Source organism: Actinoplanes sp. L3-i22 (assembly GCF_019704555.1).
Lineage (GTDB): Bacteria > Actinomycetota > Actinomycetes > Mycobacteriales > Micromonosporaceae > Actinoplanes.
Map to the genome: position 1 here is coordinate 11,779,178 of NZ_AP024745.1, position 16,374 is coordinate 11,795,551.

At 72.5% G+C, this 16,374-nt stretch carries 13 protein-coding genes; 7 read left to right on the forward strand and 6 right to left on the reverse strand.

Annotated features, from left to right (window positions below; all coding sequences use genetic code 11):
• The first annotated feature begins 13 nt into the window (after positions 1-13).
• Genes L3i22_RS52250 through L3i22_RS52260 form a run of 3 tightly spaced genes read left to right on the forward strand, consistent with a single transcriptional unit; the run spans position 14 to position 1,669 of the window.
• Positions 14-1,027 (forward strand): hypothetical protein, encoded by a 1,014-nt coding sequence (locus L3i22_RS52250; protein WP_221324786.1) that lies wholly within the window; start codon positions 14-16, stop codon positions 1,025-1,027.
• Positions 1,028-1,042: 15 nt separating this feature from the next.
• A complete protein-coding gene (locus L3i22_RS52255; RefSeq protein ID WP_221324787.1) occupies positions 1,043-1,345 on the forward strand; it encodes a hypothetical protein in 303 nt (100 codons plus the stop codon).
• Between the two features lie 24 nt (positions 1,346-1,369).
• Positions 1,370-1,669: a WXG100 family type VII secretion target gene (locus L3i22_RS52260; protein ID WP_221324788.1), complete on the forward strand. Its 300-nt coding sequence runs from the start codon at positions 1,370-1,372 to the stop codon at positions 1,667-1,669.
• A gap of 45 nt (positions 1,670-1,714) precedes the next feature.
• On the opposite strand, the gene L3i22_RS52265 is transcribed toward L3i22_RS52260, so the two are convergent.
• The 4 genes from L3i22_RS52265 to L3i22_RS52280 form a co-directional block, all read right to left on the reverse strand.
• Complete coding sequence (locus tag L3i22_RS52265) at positions 1,715-2,776, reverse strand: hypothetical protein (protein ID WP_221324789.1); 1,062 nt, start codon at positions 2,774-2,776, stop codon at positions 1,715-1,717.
• Positions 2,769-3,110, reverse strand: coding sequence for a PadR family transcriptional regulator (locus tag L3i22_RS52270; RefSeq protein ID WP_370644331.1), 342 nt, complete (start codon positions 3,108-3,110; stop codon positions 2,769-2,771). Before L3i22_RS52270 ends, L3i22_RS52265 begins: the two co-directional genes overlap by 8 nt.
• 156 nt (positions 3,111-3,266) lie before the next feature.
• A complete protein-coding gene (locus tag L3i22_RS52275; protein WP_221324790.1) occupies positions 3,267-7,652 on the reverse strand; it encodes an FtsK/SpoIIIE domain-containing protein in 4,386 nt (1,461 codons plus the stop codon).
• A gap of 2 nt (positions 7,653-7,654) precedes the next feature.
• Positions 7,655-8,863, reverse strand: a complete 1,209-nt coding sequence (locus L3i22_RS52280) for a hypothetical protein (protein ID WP_221324791.1) — start codon at positions 8,861-8,863, stop codon at positions 7,655-7,657.
• A 256-nt stretch (positions 8,864-9,119) separates the two neighbouring features.
• Here L3i22_RS52280 and L3i22_RS52285 point away from each other — a divergent pair, with 256 nt between their 5' ends.
• Positions 9,120-10,946 (forward strand): substrate-binding domain-containing protein, encoded by a 1,827-nt coding sequence (locus tag L3i22_RS52285; RefSeq protein WP_221324792.1) that lies wholly within the window; start codon positions 9,120-9,122, stop codon positions 10,944-10,946.
• On the opposite strand, the gene L3i22_RS52290 is transcribed toward L3i22_RS52285, so the two are convergent.
• A complete protein-coding gene (locus tag L3i22_RS52290; RefSeq protein WP_221324793.1) occupies positions 10,943-11,608 on the reverse strand; it encodes a TetR/AcrR family transcriptional regulator C-terminal domain-containing protein in 666 nt (221 codons plus the stop codon). The genes L3i22_RS52285 and L3i22_RS52290 overlap by 4 nt on opposite strands.
• Positions 11,609-11,716: 108 nt before the next feature.
• On the opposite strand from L3i22_RS52290, the gene L3i22_RS52295 reads away from it, so the two are divergent.
• The 3 genes from L3i22_RS52295 (at position 11,717) to L3i22_RS52305 (ending at position 15,255) form a co-directional block, all read left to right on the forward strand.
• A complete protein-coding gene (locus L3i22_RS52295; RefSeq protein ID WP_221324794.1) occupies positions 11,717-13,108 on the forward strand; it encodes an APC family permease in 1,392 nt (463 codons plus the stop codon).
• Entirely contained in the window at positions 13,105-14,736 is a 1,632-nt protein-coding gene (locus L3i22_RS52300) for an amidohydrolase (protein ID WP_221324795.1), read from the forward strand. The genes L3i22_RS52295 and L3i22_RS52300 overlap by 4 nt, the downstream gene beginning before the upstream one ends.
• A 177-nt stretch (positions 14,737-14,913) precedes the next feature.
• Complete coding sequence (locus L3i22_RS52305) at positions 14,914-15,255, forward strand: gamma-glutamylcyclotransferase family protein (protein ID WP_221324796.1); 342 nt, start codon at positions 14,914-14,916, stop codon at positions 15,253-15,255.
• On the opposite strand, the gene L3i22_RS52310 is transcribed toward L3i22_RS52305, so the two are convergent.
• On the reverse strand, positions 15,249-16,328 hold the full coding sequence (locus L3i22_RS52310) for a class I SAM-dependent methyltransferase (protein ID WP_255657806.1): 1,080 nt from the start codon (positions 16,326-16,328) through the stop codon (positions 15,249-15,251). The genes L3i22_RS52305 and L3i22_RS52310 overlap by 7 nt on opposite strands.
• Positions 16,329-16,374: the final 46 nt, after the last annotated feature.

Genomic DNA, 16,374 nt, shown 5'->3' on the forward strand with positions numbered 1-16,374 from the left:
GGGGAGGGACGTCGTGGCGGATCTGGTGCTCGACTACGCGCTGCTGCACTCGCTCGCGGGCAGCATGCGAGAGCTGAAGTCGAAGATCAAAACGGATGTGGACGCCGGCTCACGGCGGTCGATCGTCAGCAAGAACGGCACCGTGGTCAGTTCGGCCGAGATCGGCAACACCACGCTGTACGGGTCGTTGAGCGCGTTCTTCGCCGCCTGCCACAGCCCGTTCAACGACTCGATGGAGCTGCTCGACAAGCTGGCCGACACGTTCGACGGGATCGCGAAGGCGTTCTTCGACGTGGACGCGGACGTCGCCGGCAAGGTCGACACCGGGCGCCTGCAGGCACACATCGCGCAGTGGCAGTCGGACACCGCGGCGTACCAGCACTACCTCGACATCAAGGACAAGTCGGTCAAGTTCCAGTACTACGACGAGCACGGGAACCTGGTGTGGGGCGAGATCCCGCTGTGGAGCGGGCCGGCGCCCGACCAGCCCGGGGCGATGCCGACCTCGATCGACGGCACCTCGACGGTCGGCACCAACCACACCACCGCGACGACCGACGCGAACGGCAACATCACCTCCGAGACGACCACGGTGGACACCGGGGACGGGCTCAAATACACGGAGACGACGAACTACACGTACAAGGACACCAACGGGGACGGGAAGCCGGACGTCGTCGACTACACCTCGACGATCACCCACTCCGACGGCAGCACCGAGACGATCACCAAGGCCACCCAGGACAACGGTACGTACGTGGTCACCTCGAAGACCAGCGACGGCACCACCACCAGCACGGTCACCCCGGGCGCGAACGGTGGCACGCACGACGTCACGGTCGATCACGACGGCGAGACCACGACCACCGACATCGTGGTCAACGACAACAAGACCAGCGGCACCAAGACGGTGGTCGGCCCGGACGGCACCGACGTCTACACCGGCAACCCGCAGACCGGCCAGTGGACGCTGTCGTCCCACGAGGACCCGGAACCGGAGTACGAGTACTACCCGCCAACCTTCTGATCCTGGGGAGCTCGCATGCCCAACATCACCGTCGACTACGAGAAGGTGAACACCGTCTCGACCGCGCTGAACACCGCGGTCACCACCACCGTGCCCCGCCTGACGTCGTTGCAGAACGCCGTCACCCAGCTGCTGACCAGCGACGGCGGCCTCTGGCTGCAGAAGTCCAGCCCGACGCTGAGCACCCAGTACACCGAGTTCAACAGCTCGGTGACCGCGGCGGTCAACAACATCACCAGCTTCGCCCAGCAGTTCCAGAACATCGTGGCGCAGCTCCGGGCGATGGACGACGCGATCACCTCCAGCTCCGGTAAGTGAGCTTTCCCCGGAAGGGAAAATCCGATGGCTGAAGTAAATGTCGATTACACCGCGGTCAACACCGTCGCCACCCGGCTCACCACCGAGGGCGGCGAGATCGCGGCCGAGCTGGGCCGCCTGCAGACCCAGGTCACCGAGCTGCTGACCAGCCAGGGCGGTCTGTGGCTGCAGCAGTCCAGCCCGGTGATGGCCACCCAGTACACCGAGTTCAACACGTCGCTGACCAAGGCGATCAACGAGCTCAACACGTTCGCGCAGAGCTTCAACATGATCGCCAAGAACCTGTCCGACATGGACACCAGCCTGTCCAAGCCGAGTTCCTGACCGGTGTCGCCCCCGCCCGGCCCGGGGCGGGGGCACCCCGGCGGCTCAGCCCCGGGCCGTTTCTCCGGCCGGGTTCAGCGGCCGCAGGCGGTCGACCTTCGCCGCCTCGCCCAGCAACAGCAGCACGCCGAACAGCGTCAGGCCGATGATCGCCGGCGCCAGCGGGTTCGCGAGCTGGTTGCCCAGCGGATACATCAGGTCCGAGCCGAGCAGCACCGACGCCGTGCCCGGACCCGGCACCATGCTCGCCACGCAGTCGAGGCTGTTCACCGCGCAGGCGATCAGGGCCGGCAGGCCGAGCAGCAGCAGCCGGCGGCGGGTCGCCGGCGCGGTCCGGGCGATCCGGCGGGTCAGCCAGGTCATCGCGGACCAGGCCAGCAGCCCGCCGGCCAGGAACCCGGTGATCGCGCCGAGCAGCAGACCGGGTGGCTCGACCGGGTACCAGCTGAGGTTGACCCCGGTCCGGTCATAAGTCCCGGCGACCCGGATCAGCGCGCCGTCCCGCTCGGCCCAGAACACGCCGTCCGCGGCGTTGTCGCTGCCCGGCAGCAGGGTGCCCATCGTCCAGCCGTCCCGCTGCAACCGCTGGTAGGCGGCGTTCACCACGGCCGCCACGTCCGGCACCCGGTCGTAGCCGCGGCTCTGCTCGTCCGGCACCGGAAGCCGGCCGGTCCAGCCCTCGGCGCCGAAGGTCTGCAGGTCACCGCCGGCGACCACGGTGCGGTAGGCCATCGTTCCGGGCGACAGGCCGGACGCGTCGGACGAGTTCGCCGCCGGCTGCCCGGCCAGCTCGTCGCTGAGCGCGCCGAGAGCGGGCGCGGCCGGGCGCTGGGCAGCGAAGACCGCGGCAGTGCCGGCGCCGCCGAGGACCAGGGCGACCCAGAGCGTCACCAGGGCGGCCGCGAGCCCGGCGATCCGGCCCGGCGGCACGAACCGGTAGCGCAGCCCGGCCAGCAGCAGCCAGCGCGCCTCGTCCCGGGACGGCCGGGTCTGGCCCGGCTCGGCCGCGTCCATCAGCGTGGTCAGGATCTCCAGGCCGCGCTCGCGGCGGTAGGAGCGCGGGTACGCCAGCAGCAGGCGACGGTACGAAAGCTCCAGCTCAGGCATGCTGAACTCCCCCGATGAAGCCGAACGCCTCGCGCAGCCGGGTCGCGGCCACCTTCGCGTTCGACTGGAGCCTCGCCACCGCCTCCTCGAGCGCCGCGCGCCCGTCGTCGGAGAGCAGGTAGTACCGGCGCAGCCGGCCACCCACCGCCTCCTCGCGGTCCACGACGATCAGGCCGTCCGAGCTCAGCCGGTCCAGCGCGGCGTAGAGCGTGCCGGCCTTGAGTTGCACGCGGCCGTCGGACAGCTCGGCGACCGCCTGCATGATCCCGTAACCGTGCAGGGGCGTACGCACCAGCGCGGTGAGGATGAAGAACGTCGGTTCCTGCATCGTCATGCGTCGGAACTATAGACGATCGCTATATACAGTCAATCTGCATATGGGTTCGGACAGCCGTGCTCACCCGCCCGCGCGCGCCGCGCGGCACCGCCCGGAGCAGCGCGGACGTCGCGGCGGGCGGGCCACGGGCGTGGGCTCACGTCGTACCGAATTTTATTTGAGCACCGTGTGCGGGATGGCGATCGAACTCAGCGAACCGGCCGCCGGGTCCGGGATGTGGCCGCGGCCCGGCCGGCTGCCGGAGCGCAGCAGTGCCGGGGGCACCCGCATGCCGACCAGGTCACCCTCGATCGACGTCTGCGGGGCCAGCAGCACACCCTGCCGGGAGCGGCGCGCCTCGGCGACCCAGCCGCCCAGCGCCTGACTCAGCGTCTCCGCGGTGCCGGCGTAGGCGAGGCCGATGCCGCGGTCCCGGCCGGTCGCGACGATCTGCCGCAGGGCCGGGTCGATCGGGTTCGCGAAGCCGAACAGGTCCACGTCGTCGACCAGCACCACCACCGGGCCGCCGGCCCGCTCGACCGCCGCGGTGAACTGGGCCGGGTCCGGGTTGGCGCCGTCGAAGACGGTCACGTTGCCGTGCACGGCGAGCTTGCGCAGCGGCGACTCGCGCGGGGTGAGCACGACCAGCGCGGTGCCGGCGGCCAGCAGCGAGATCGCGAACGTGGCGAGCGTGTTGCTCCGGCCCGAGCCGGGCGGGCCGGCCACCAGGAACGTGTTCTGCTGGCCGGCGAAGTCGACCGTGATCGGCGCGCCGGCGTCGCCACCGAGACCGAGCAGGGCCCGCAGTGGGCGCCGGTCGGACTCCGGCATCAGGGCGATCGCGTCGGCGAAGGTGACCGTGCTGGGCAGCATCGCGACCGGGAACGGGCGCAGGCCGGCCGGCACGGACGAGTCGCGGTGCGCGGTCCGGACCGCGATCTTGCGCATCGCCTCGGCCTGGGCCTGCCCGGACGGGTCCGCGGTGAGCAGCGCGACCTGGACCTCGGCGCGGTCCAGCGAGCTCCAGCCCCGGCCGGCCGGGACCACCTCGGGCACCCGGCGCGGGCTGACCCCGATGCTCGAATAGTCGGTCCGGTCGGTCATCCGCAGCATGATCTTGTAGTCGTTCAGGCCCGCCGCCCGGCCGGAGAGCAGGCCGCGCTCGGACGACATCACCAGGTGCAGACCGGCCGCCGGACCCTCCCGGAGCAGGCCGAGCATCAGCTCGTAGAGCCGGCCGCCGTCGTGCTCGGTGAGCACCGCGGCGAGCGAGTCCCACCCGTCGACGAACATCACCAGGTGGGCCGGCCGGTCCGCCTCGGGCAGCGCCGCGCGCAGCTCGTCGAGGCCGGCGCAGGAGTGCTTGGCGAGCAGCTCGTGCCGCCGGGTCACCTCGGCCCGGATCCGGCTGAACAGGCGTTCCACCCGTTCCATGTCGGTCCGCGGGACCACCGCCCCGGTGTGCGGGAACTCGGTCAGCGCGGCCATCGCGCCGCCGGCCGCGTCGATCGCGTAGAAGTGCACGTCGGCGCAGGAGTACGTACGCACCAGCGACGCCCCCAGCGTCCGCAGCAGCTGCGAGCGGCCGGAGCGGGACGCGCCCAGCACGTAGAGGTGGCCCATCGCGGACAGATCGCAGCCCAGCACCCGCTGCGCCTGCTGCTCGGGGATGTCGGCCAGCGCGAACGGCGCGATCCGGCGCCCGGTGGTGAGGTCGTCCAGCAGCACCGTCGGGGCGAGCGGCGGCAGCCACGGGCTCGGCTGCGGCTCCACCTCCAGGTCGTGGGCGGCCTCGACGAGCGCGTCGACCAGCACGTCCAGCTCGGTGGCGGCCAGCTCGTCGGCCTCCTCCAGCTCGATCGGCCGGGCCGGCGGCGGGAGCACCCGGCCCAGCTTCGTCCAGGGCAGCTCCACCCCCTCGACCGGGGCGGCGACCTTGACCACCTCGCCGTGGACGGCGCCCGCGTACGCGGTCTGGAACGGCACCGTCGACCGGTGTGCCAGCCGCACCAGCGCCCGCCCGGGCACCGCGCCCGGGATCATCGCGGCGTCCGGCACGTCGATCACGTCGGAGCTCTCCTGCGGGTCGGTGACCCGCAGCGCGATCCGCAGGTTGGTGTTCGCCCGGATGTCCGAGGTGACCACGCCGGCCGGCCGCTGGGTGGCCAGGATCAGGTGGATGCCCAGCGAACGGCCCCGCTGCGCGATGCTGACCAGGCCCGGGATGAACTCCGGCACCTCCCGGGCCAGCGTCGCGAACTCGTCGATGACCAGCACCAGCCGGGGCACCGCGGGCAGCGACGGGTCCCGCTGGCGCATCAGCCGGTACCGCGGCAGGTCCTTGGCGGCGGCCCGGGCCAGGATCTCCTCGCGGCGGCGCAGCTCGGCGGCGAGCGAGTCGAGGGCCCGGGTGACCAGCGCGCTGTCCAGGTCGGTGACCATGCCCAGGGTGTGCGGCAGCCGGACACAGCTGTGGAAGGCGCTGCCGCCCTTGTAGTCGACCAGCACGAAGGTCAGCTCGTCCGGCCGGTTCGCCGCGGCCAGCCCGGCCACCAGGGTCTGCAGCAGCTCCGACTTGCCGGCGCCGGTGGTGCCCGCGATCAGCGCGTGCGGCCCGTCCCGGACCAGGTCCAGGGTGACCGGGCCGTCGAAGCCGGCGCCGATCAGGAACGAGGTCGAGGCCGGCTGCCGGGTCCACCGGGCGGCCAGGTCGTCGGCCCGCGGCGGGTCGGCGTCGAGCAGGTCCAGCAGGCGGGCGGTGTTCGGCAGGCCGGCGGTCTCGTCCGGGGTGACGTCGCGCAGCGGGGCCATCGCCCGGGCCACCCGGTCGCACCAGTACGGCGTCACCGCGTCCGGCCGTACCGCGGTCGCCTCCGGCACCCCGGTCTGGCGGCAGGTCAGGCCGTCCTCGTCGGCCCGGACGACCGCCATGCACTCCTCCGGGAGCAGGCGTTCCTCGGCGTCGATGCAGATCGCGAAGACCCGGACGGCCGGCCCCTCGGTGAGCACCTGGACCATGCCGGGCACCTCGCGCAGCCGGCGGGCGCCGTCCATGATCAGCAGCACGTCCGGCTCGGTGAACATCACCTGGCCGAGCTGCGAGCCGCGGGCCTTCTGCCGCGCGGTGATCAGGGACACCAGCTCGGCGACGCGGTTCGCCACCGTCTCCGGATCATTTCCGATCATCGTGTACGGGCGTCCGACCGGCTCGTCCGGCGGTCGGGTGTGCGGCAGCCAGCGCACCCACGCCCAGCGGTCCTGCCCGGCCGCCTCGGTGAGCACGTGCACGCGCAGGTCGCGGGGGCTGTGCAGGGCGGCGGACTGCATCACCAGCCAGCGGGCCACGGCGTACCGGGTGTCCTCGGCGCCGGCCAGGCCGATCACCCCGCGGTCGACCATGTCCAGGGTGACCGGGACGTCGGCGACCGTCCAGCGGATCTGGCGCTCCCCCTCCGGGCGGGCCGGGTCCTCGATCTCGATCAGCGACGGCTGGTCCATCGTGCCGACCCGCAGCACCAGGTGGTCCGGGTCGCGGCGACGGCGCTCCCAGAGCCGGCGGCCGGGGCCGACCACGGTCAGGAAGACAGTCGCCGGGTCCGGCGAGGCCTCGCACCGGGCGGCCCGCTCGTGGTCGACCGAGCCGGTCAGGGCGGCGATCGCCTCGGCCCGCTTGATCGTGTACTCGGCCATGTCGGCCCGGTACTTCTTGCGGCCGCTGCGCCGGTCCGACCACCAGTTGGCGACCGCCAGGATCGGGCTGAACGCCATGATGATCAGGTAGAACAGCGAGTGGAAGACCAGCACGAACGCCAGGCCCATCACCATCGGCGCGAGCGCGACGAGCACCGGGATCGGCCGGCGGGACGGCTTCGCCGGCGGCGTCGGCAGCCGCTTGCGGGAGAACAGCAGCGGCGGCACGATCCGCGGCGGCCGGTTGAAGTCGAGCACCGGCACGTCCGTCGCCGGGGTCACCGCGGCGTCCGGCGCGGACCGCTCCACCAGGCGCAGCAGCGTCTCGCCGACGGCCAGGTCGACACCGGGCAGCCAGCGCCGGGCCCCGTCCCGGCGATGTCCCGCGGGCACCGCCACGTCCGCCTCGTCCGGCGGGCGGGCGATGGTCAGCCGGGCGCTGCCGTCCCGGGCCGCGGTCACCCAGGCGTGCCCGCGCTCGTCGACGGTCAGCCGGGCGCCGTGCGAGGGCAGGCCGGGGCCGCCCGGGTCGATCGCCGAGCCGGGGGCGCCGCCGATGTCGTGGGTGCCGAGTCCGACCGGCCAGATCCGGCCGGCGGCCGGGCCACCGACGGCGTGCACCTCCAGCCAGTGGACCCGGGCATCGCCGGGGAGGTCCCGGACCGGCTTGGCCGGGACCGGGTGACCGAGACCGACGCGTACGCCGGTGAACAGGCCGGCCTCGCTGACGGTGTCGGTGGGGCGCAGCCGTTTGCCGTCCAGGTACCAGTCGGGGGTGTCGCCGAACTTCTCGGTGAGCGCCGCGACCTGGGTGTCCACCTGCACGTCCAGGGCGTGGTCGCGGCCGGCGAGGGTGAGGAGGGTGCGCATGGTCAGTCTCCGGAGCGGGCGGTGACGGCGTCGGTCGTGGTGGTGGTCGCGGGCTCGACCAGATCGGTGGGGGCCGATTTCGGCGGCTTGACCGGCTTCGGCGGCTCTGGGAGGCGCGGCGCCGGCGCGGCGATGGGCGGCGGCTTGGCGGCGCCGACCTTAACGGAAATGTCGGGTTTGGGAGCGCCGGGCGGCTTCGGCGGCATCTCCCACCGCTTCGGCTGCGGCGGGGTCTCCCGCCAGGTCCGGGCGAGATCGAGCCCCTGCCCCAACGGCGCCGAGTCCGCCTCGATCCCCAGCTCCGGCGAGATCACCCACCCGCTGACGTTCACCCGCAGCCGCCACCGCGACCCCGGCACATACCCCGCCACCAGCACCAGCAGCCCCGGATCCCGGGCGCACAGCTTGCCGATCAGCGCGGCCGCCCGCTCCTTGGGCCGGTCGCAGACCAGTACCGTCCGCCCGGTCCCGGGCGGCTGCTGACGCAGCTCCTCGAGGGCCTCACCGAGTCCCGGCCCGTCGGCCTTGTGCACCAGCAGGCGGTCGATCAGCCCGGTCCGCAGCGCCTCGCCGAGCTGTTTGGCCAGCGCCGCGACGAGCCGGTCCATCGGTCCGGGCGCGCCGTGCACCGACACGATGCCCGGCGAGCGGGCCAGGTCGAGCAGCACCAGGTCGTCCCCGGCGACACCGACGGTGACCGGCAGCGGGCCGGGCCGGGCCACGGTGGCGTCGGGCCGGGCCGGCAGCGGCCGGGCGGCGGTCCACCGGTGCCCGTCGGTCCGCCACGGCGTGACCTTCGGGTCCGGCTCGGGCAGGCGGCCGTGCCCGGCGAGGCCGACGACGACCCGCTCGGGGCCGGCGAGCACCAGGTACGGCCAGCAGTCGTCCCGGTCACCCAGCACGGCCCGGGCCGATTCCAGCGCCTCGCGGGCGTCCGCCACCGGGTCGGAGCCGGCATAGCGCCCGGCGATCAGCTGCACGCCGCGACGGAAGCGCAGCGCCCGGCGGATCGGCGCGATCGCGTCCCGCCCGACGGCGGCGAGGAAGCGGCCGAGGCGCCGGAACTGGCGGCGCAGCCCGTACTTCCGGTTGAACCAGCGAAGCACGACGATCAGGATGATCAGCAGTTCCACGGCCGCGAGCCCGGCCAGCAGGGGCTGGCGATGACTCTCGAGGAAGTTGCCGAGATCAGTCCAGGACGGTAGTTGCACCCGTGATCTCCTCTTCGCTGACCTGGGGGCGGCATCGCGATGCTAAGCCGCCACCCAGACTGCCGAGGTCGGCATAACCGCAGTTCAGCGACGTACACCGGGCATGTTGGACAGTTCTGACCTAACCATGAACTTTCCGTGAAGGATCAACAATCAAGGTCGTTCACCAAGGCTTCACGCCGTCCCGGTGACCGCGTTCAGCAGCGCGCACCTACCGTCCACTTCGCACCTTTCCGGGAAAATGAGAGGACGACGCGTGGTCGTCACCCTGCTGCTGCTCGTCGTGCTGGCGGCGGTCGTTGCCGTGCTGCTCCTCCTGCGCAAGCGCCGCCGCGAACGCTGGCAGCGCAACGCCGCCACCAACCTGCACGACGACCCGTTCCGCAACCGCCCCGGCGGCACCGGCCCGGCCACGGCCGAGGCGGCCAAGCCGGTCAGCGCCGCCGTCGAGCGCTTCGCCCAGATGCCGCTCGCCGCGCCCCGCCGGATCCGGGTGTCCCGCCCGATGCTGATCGCGGTGGTGGTGCTGCTGCTCCTGGCCGGTGCCGGGATCTTCTGGGCACAGCGGGATCCGGCCGCGCCCACCCCCGAGCCGGTCGCCGCGCCCGCCTGTGACGTGCGGCTGCGGGTCGCCGCCGCCCCGGAGATCGCCCCGGTCGTCCAGGCCGCCGCGAAGGCCGCGAACGGCGGCTCCGACTGCGGCCCGATCCAGGTCACCGCCGAGCAGCCGGCGGTCACCGAGACCGCCAAGAGCCGCCCGGACGTGTGGATCCCGTCCAGCACGCTCTGGCTGCGGATCGCCGCCGGCGACGGGCTCACCTACACCGCCGACGGTCCGCCGCTGGCCCGCTCGCCGATCGTGGTGGCCGGCCCGCAACCGGTCGTCGACCAGCTCGCCAAGGACGGCAAAACCGCGTGGGCGCTGATCGCCAAGGCCGCGACCGAGCACCGGCTGCCGTCGGTCACGATGGCCGACCCGATGCACGACACCGTCGGGATGCTCTCGGTCTACGCGATCCACCAGGCGATGAACCGGACCACGCCGGACCAGGGCATCGCCCAGCTGCGGGCGCTGACGTTGCGCAGCCGGCTGACCGACGCCGCGACCGACCCGGCCACGCTGCTGGCGAAGGCCGCCGGGGGCAGCGCCGACGTGGGTGTGTTCGCGGTGACCGAGCAGCAGCTCGGGGCGTACCAGAAGGGCGGGCACGCGGTCCCGCTCGGCGGGGCGGCTCCGGTCGACGGACTGGTGGCGGCGGATTATCCGTACGCCGTCAGCCCGGCAGCGGACCGGGACCTGACCGCCAAGCTCCGCGCCGCGCTCACCCCGGCCGTGCTGACCGCGGCCGGTTTCCGCACCGACGAGCCGGCCGGGCTACTGCCGATGCCGGCGAAGCCGGATCAGATCATGACCCTGGCCCTGCAGTGGTCCCAGTACAAGACGCTGGACTTCCAGGTGCTGCTGCTGATCGACGGCTCCGGCTCGATGAACGAGAAGATCAGCGACAAGGGCGGTAAGGCCACCACCAAGGCCGGGCTGCTGCGTACCACCGGCCTGAACGCCAGCCAGCTGTTCGGCGAGGAGACCGACATCGGGCTGTGGTACTTCGCCACCCCGAAGGCGACCAGCCCGGCGCACTCCGAGGCGCTGACGTTCGGCCCGATCAACGGCAAGATCGGCGCCAAGACGCGCCGGGAGGTGCTCGGCGCGCGGATCAGTCAGTACAGCGCGATCGGCAACGCCGGCACGCCGCTCTACCAGACCGTGCTGGACGGGCTGGACGCGATGCGGGCCAAGGCCAAGCCGGGCACGGTCACCCTGGTCGTGGTGCTCACCGACGGGATGGACCAGGGCTCCCGCTTCGCCATGACCAACCAGGAGTTCCAGGGCAAGCTGGCCGCCGAGCGGGACCCGGCGCGCCCGGTGCCGATCATCGCGGTCGGCTACGGCGCGAACGCCGACATGTCCGCGCTCAACGGCATGGCCAAGGCGACCGGCGGCGTGGCGGTGGCCGCCAACGACCCGGCCGACGTGGCGTCCGCGATGGCCAAGGCGTTCCTCGCGGCGCACGCGCCCAGTTAGCGTCCCCGGGCCGCGCGGGCCTCGACCGCGTCGAGGACCAGGTTGAGCGCGAGCTCGAACTGGTCCTCCCGGTCGACCTCGCTCAGGTGTTCCGCGACCGCGCGGATGTGCGGGTAGCGGTCGGCCGGCAGCACCACGTACTCCCTGGTCCAGGCGAGGCCGTCGCGGTGCATCACGTCCAGGCCGACGGCGTGCACGGTGGCCTCGAAGGCGGTCCACGCCAGGATGGTGTCGGCGACCACCCGGTACATGCTGGCGGCCTCCCGGCCGCTCAACCCGGCCTGCGCCAGGGCGCCGAGAATCAATTCGACGGTACGGAACTCCGCCTCCTGCCGCAGCGTCCGCGTCGCCACCAGCGCGGCCACCCGCGGGTGTGCCACGAACGCCCGGCGGCTCGCCCGGGCCAGCGACAGCAGCCGCTCCCGCCAGCTCGGCTCGGCCAGGTCCACCTCGGCCAGCGCGTTCTCCAGCAGCTGCGCGCCGATCGCCAGCAGCAGCTCGTCCTTGTCCCGGAAGTGCCGCAGCACCGCCGTCGGGGCGACCCCGAGCGCGGGCCCGAGCCGCCGGAACGTCAGCGCGTCCGCGCCGTCCGCCTCGGCCACCTCCAGGGCGACCTTGACGATCTCGGCCCGGCTCAGTGATCCCCGCTCGCGCTTCGCCATGACCACATCCTAATGAAACAACGTTGTGAACGCTGTTGACATCACTGTTCAGATGACGTTGCATCTGTGGCCAGGGTCACGCGAGCAGGGAGTCCCATGAGCTCAGCCATGCCGAAATCACTCGGCGTCATAGACGGCGTCGTCATCGCCGCGTCCAGCACCGCCGCCACCACCAGCATCGCGATCGGCACCGGCGTGCTCGCCGCGACCGTCGGCCGGCAGGTCCCGATCCTGCTGGTGCTGGCGTTCCTGCCGATGCTCGGCATCGCCGGCGCCTACGCCCGGCTGAACCGCTCCGAGCCGAACTGCGGCGCCGGCTACACCTGGGTGGGCAGCACGCTCGGCCCGTGGCTCGGCTTCCTGGCCGGCTGGATCCCGGTGGCCGGCACCGTGATCTTCCTGGCCTACACCACCGCGATCTGCGGTTCGCTGCTCATCCAGACCGCCGACAAGCTCGGCCTGCACGGCCTCGACCCGAACTCCACCGCGCAGTGCACCCTGATCGGCCTGGTCGTGCTGGCCGCGGTCACCTGGACCGCGATCCGCGGCGTCGAGCACGCCGCGAGCTTCCAGAAATACCTGCTGATCTTCGAGTACGCCGTGCTGATCGTCTTCTGCGGCTGGGGCCTGATCGTCGGTGACCAGCCGTTCTCGCTCTCCTGGCTGAACCCGTTCGCCTTCGACTCGTTCAGCGGGCTGGCCCAGGGCCTGGTACTGGCGGTCTTCTTCTACTGGGGCTGGGACGCCGCGTTCAGCGTCACCGAGGAGACCCGGAACCCGGAGGACGCCGCCCGCGGCGGGTACATCGCGCTCTTCACCATGCTCGGCCTGTTCGTGCTCGGCTCGATCGCGTTCCAGCGCGTCCTGCCCACCGAGGAGCTGGCCGCGAACGGCGCGCAGGGCCTCAGCTACTACGCCGCGAAGCTGGCCGGCGAGCCGTGGGCGTCGCTGCCGCTGCTCGCGCTGATGTTCTCGGCGATCGCGTCGGTGCAGTCCGGGGTGATCCCGACCGCGCGGCTCACCCTGGCGATGAGCCGGGACCGGACGCTCGGCCCGTTCTGGGCCCGGCTCAACGAGCGTGGCGCGCCCGCCGCCGGGACCGTCGTGATCGCCGTCGTGGCCGGCTTCGTGGCCTTGCTGGAGTTCGCGATCCCCACGCTCAACCAGGCGATCCTGGCCGCGGTGAACACCATCGGCCTGCTCGTGGCGGTCTACTACGGACTCACCGCGATCGCCGCCGCGGTCCGCTTCCGCGGCGAGGGCCTGCGCGCCACCTGGATCCCGCTGCTCTCCGGTACGGCGTTGCTCGCCCTCGGTGGCTATCTCGCCGTCTACTACGCCACGCTCAGCGACGGCTTCGCGATCAGCGTGGAGAACGGCTGGTTCAACCTGGCCGCACCCGTGATCATCGTGGTGATCGGCCTGGTCGCCGCCGCGAGTGCCAAGTGGCGCCGCCGTTCGCCGTACTTCCGCAAAGCTCGTCTCGAGGAGACCGTATGACCGCCGCTGACCTGCTCTTCACCGGTGGCCCGGTGTTCACCGCCGACGCGGCCCGATCCCGGGCGACCGCGGTGGCCGTCCGGGACGGGCGGATCGTCGCGGTCGGGCACGACCTGGACGAGCTGCGCGGGCCGGCCACCGAGGTGGTCGACCTGGCCGGTCGGCTGCTGATCCCCGGCTTCCAGGACGCGCACGTGCACGCCGTCTTCGGCGGGGTGGAGATGGGGCAGTGCGACCTGACCGGGACGACCGACCTGGACGAGTACCTGTCCCGGATCGCCGCCTACGCGGCCGCCCACCCGGACCGGGAATGGATCACCGGCAGCGGCTGGTCGATGGAGAGCTTCCCGGGCGGCGTGCCGACCGCGGACCTGCTCGACCGGGTCGTCCCGGACCGCCCGGTCTACCTGACCAACCGGGACCACCACGGCGCCTGGGTCAACTCGGTGGCCCTGGACCGCGCCGGGATCACCCGGGATACCCCGGATCCGGCCGACGGCGTGCTCAACCGGGACGGCGCCGGCCACCCGGTCGGCGCGCTGCAGGAGGGCGCGATGTCGCTGGTCAGTGCGCTGATCCCGGCGACCACCCCGGCCGAGCTGGTGGCCGGGCTGCGGCGGGCCCAGACGCTGCTGCACTCGCTGGGCATCACCGGCTGGCAGGACGCGATGCTGCGCGGCTCGAACGGCTACCCGGATCCGGCCGACGCCTACCGCGCCGCGGCCGCCGAGGGCTGGCTGACCGCGGCGGTGACCGGCGCGCTGTGGTGGGACCGGGATCGCGGCGCGGACCAGATCGCCGAGCTCGTCGCGCACCGCGAGCAGCTCACCCTCGGGCGGCTGACCTGCTCGACCGTGAAGATCATGCAGGACGGCGTGGCGGAGAACTTCACCGCCGCGATGACCGCGCCCTACCTGGACGCGTGCGGCTGCCCGACGCCGAACAGCGGGCTGAGCTTCGTCGACCCGGCGCTGCTGAACAGCTACGTCACCGAACTGGACGCGCTCGGCTTCCAGGTGCACTTCCACGCGCTCGGCGACCGGGCGGTCCGCGAGGCCCTGGACGCGATCGAGACGGCCCGGGCGAAGAACGGCTTCCGGGACACCCGGCCGCACCTGGCGCACCTGCAGGTCGTCGACCCGGCCGACATCCCGCGGTTCCGGCGGCTCGGGGCGACCGCGAACCTGCAGCCGCTGTGGGCCGCGCACGAGCCGCAGATGGACGAGCTGACCATCCCGTTCCTCGCGCCGGGACTGGCCGAGCGGCAGTACCCGTTCGGCGACCTGCTGCGCGCCGGGGTGACCCTGGCGGCCGGCTCGGACTGGCCGGTGAGCAGCCCGAACCCGATCGAGGGCATCCACGTGGCGGTGAACCGGACGGCTCCGGGCGCGGACGACGGGCGGGTGTTCCTGCCCGGGCAGCGGCTGGATCTGGGGACGGCGCTGGCGGCGTACACGGCCGGGAGCGGGTACCTGAATCACCGCGATGACAGTGGCAGCGTCCGTACCGGAAATGTCGCGGACCTCGTGGTGCTGGACCGCGACCCGTTCGACGAACCCGCCGCGGAGATTTTCCGGGCGAAGGTCGACGAGACCTTCGTCTCCGGCCGGCGCGTCTATTCGGCCTGAGCACCGATCGACGGTTGCTCTCAGTAGTGTTTCACGTGAAACATAGTGTACAAATTGGACACTCGGGCATCAATGACGGCGTTGCCGTGGCCACCCAGGCACCCACCGCTACCCCCGCGGTCCTAAAACCCGGGACGCGCCCTGATTCAGCCCGGCCCCACCGGGCAGGATCAGGGCATGCCTCTGCTCTTCTCGTACGGCACTCTGCAGGATCCCGCTGTCCAGCGGGCCAATTTCGGACGGGACCTGGAGGGCCGGGCGGACGCGCTGCCCGGTTACGCGGAGCGGCTCCTCGAGATCACCGACCCGGACGTCGCCGCGACCAGCGGAAAGACGCACCACCCGATCGTCGTGGAGACCGGTGCCGACACCGACCGGGTGCCGGGGACGGTCTTCGAGGTGACCGAGGAGGAGCTTTCCGCCGCCGATAAGTACGAAGTGGACGATTACCACCGGGTGCTGCTGTCGCTCGACTCCGGCGTCCGCGCCTGGGTCTACGTGAGCGCCGCCGCCTACTGACGGACCGCCACCGCGTGGAACCGGTGCGGCGAGTCGTCGTAACCGGTCAGGGCCCACCCGGCCCGCGCCGACGACTCACGCAGCACGTCCTCCGCCAACGGTTCGTCCGGCCGCAGCTCACGGCCGTGCCGCGCGGCCAGCGCGGCCCGGCCGGACGGGTGGAAGAGCACCAGCTTGCCGCCCGGCCGGGTGATCCGGGCCAGCTCGGCCAGCCCGGAGACCGGGTCCGGCAGGTGGTTGACCAGCCCGGCGGCGAACACCGCGTCCACCCGGGCACGCGCCACCGGCAGCCGCCGCGCATCGGCGAGCAGCAGGTCCGCCGCGCACTCGCGAGCGCGGGGTCGCGCCTCGGCAAGCATCTGCGGGGTCAGATCAAGACCCAGAATTTTCCCGTACGGCCCGATCGCGTCCCGGATCGCCGGAAACGCCCGCCCGGTCCCGCAGCCGACATCCGCCACCACCCCACCGGTGACCAGCCCGGCCTCCCGGATCGCGGCCGCATAGGCGGGCATGTCGGCACCGAACTTGGTGTCCCAGGTCGCCGCCCGCGCGGCGAAGAACGCCTGCGACTCGCTCCGGTACCACCAGTCCCCGGGCAGCAGCCACGGCTCGATGTGCCGCAGCACCGGCCAGCCCGGGTCGTGCAGGTCGATCACCGCGCCCGCGCCGTCCCCGCGATAGCCGTGGTGCCCGTTCTTCCGGGCCGGCGGGGTGCGCACCCAGATGCTCAGCTGCCAGGGCACCGGCTCGGCCCGCCAGTGCGGCCCGTCCACGATCACCAGCGTCCCGTTCGCCCGGGCCGGCCAGCCGTCCCGGTCGCTGACGCAGGACGAGCCGGGCAGCCGCACGCACGGCCGCCCCAGCTCCCGCAACCGCCCGGCCAGCCGGTCGGCGAGCAGACCCGCCCGCTCGTCGGTCCCGTCCACCAGCACCAGCCGGCTCGCGACCCCGGGCGGCGAGTCCAGCGCACTCCCCAGATGATCCAGCACCGTGATCCACCGCGCACGCTGCTCGGCGCTCAACCCGTCCCAGCCCATCACGCCATCATGCAACTGCTCCGGCATTCTCGCCATAACGACCGCATCTGCTGGCCTATCCGCACGGAAAGGCCAGCAGATG

Excerpts from the sequence above, each read along its gene's own strand:
- L3i22_RS52255 (WP_221324787.1), top strand. The coding sequence starts at position 1,043 with ATGCCCAACATCACCGTCGACTACGAGAAGGTGAACACCGTCTCGACC.
- L3i22_RS52260 (WP_221324788.1), top strand. The coding sequence starts at position 1,370 with ATGGCTGAAGTAAATGTCGATTACACCGCGGTCAACACCGTCGCCACC.
- L3i22_RS52265 (WP_221324789.1), bottom strand. The coding sequence starts at position 2,776 with ATGCCTGAGCTGGAGCTTTCGTACCGTCGCCTGCTGCTGGCGTACCCG.
- L3i22_RS52270 (WP_370644331.1), bottom strand. The coding sequence starts at position 3,110 with ATGACGATGCAGGAACCGACGTTCTTCATCCTCACCGCGCTGGTGCGT.
- L3i22_RS52275 (WP_221324790.1), bottom strand. The coding sequence starts at position 7,652 with ATGCGCACCCTCCTCACCCTCGCCGGCCGCGACCACGCCCTGGACGTG.
- L3i22_RS52290 (WP_221324793.1), bottom strand. The coding sequence starts at position 11,608 with ATGGCGAAGCGCGAGCGGGGATCACTGAGCCGGGCCGAGATCGTCAAG.
- L3i22_RS52295 (WP_221324794.1), top strand. The coding sequence starts at position 11,717 with ATGCCGAAATCACTCGGCGTCATAGACGGCGTCGTCATCGCCGCGTCC.
- L3i22_RS52300 (WP_221324795.1), top strand. The coding sequence starts at position 13,105 with ATGACCGCCGCTGACCTGCTCTTCACCGGTGGCCCGGTGTTCACCGCC.
- L3i22_RS52305 (WP_221324796.1), top strand. The coding sequence starts at position 14,914 with ATGCCTCTGCTCTTCTCGTACGGCACTCTGCAGGATCCCGCTGTCCAG.
- L3i22_RS52310 (WP_255657806.1), bottom strand. The coding sequence starts at position 16,328 with ATGGCGAGAATGCCGGAGCAGTTGCATGATGGCGTGATGGGCTGGGAC.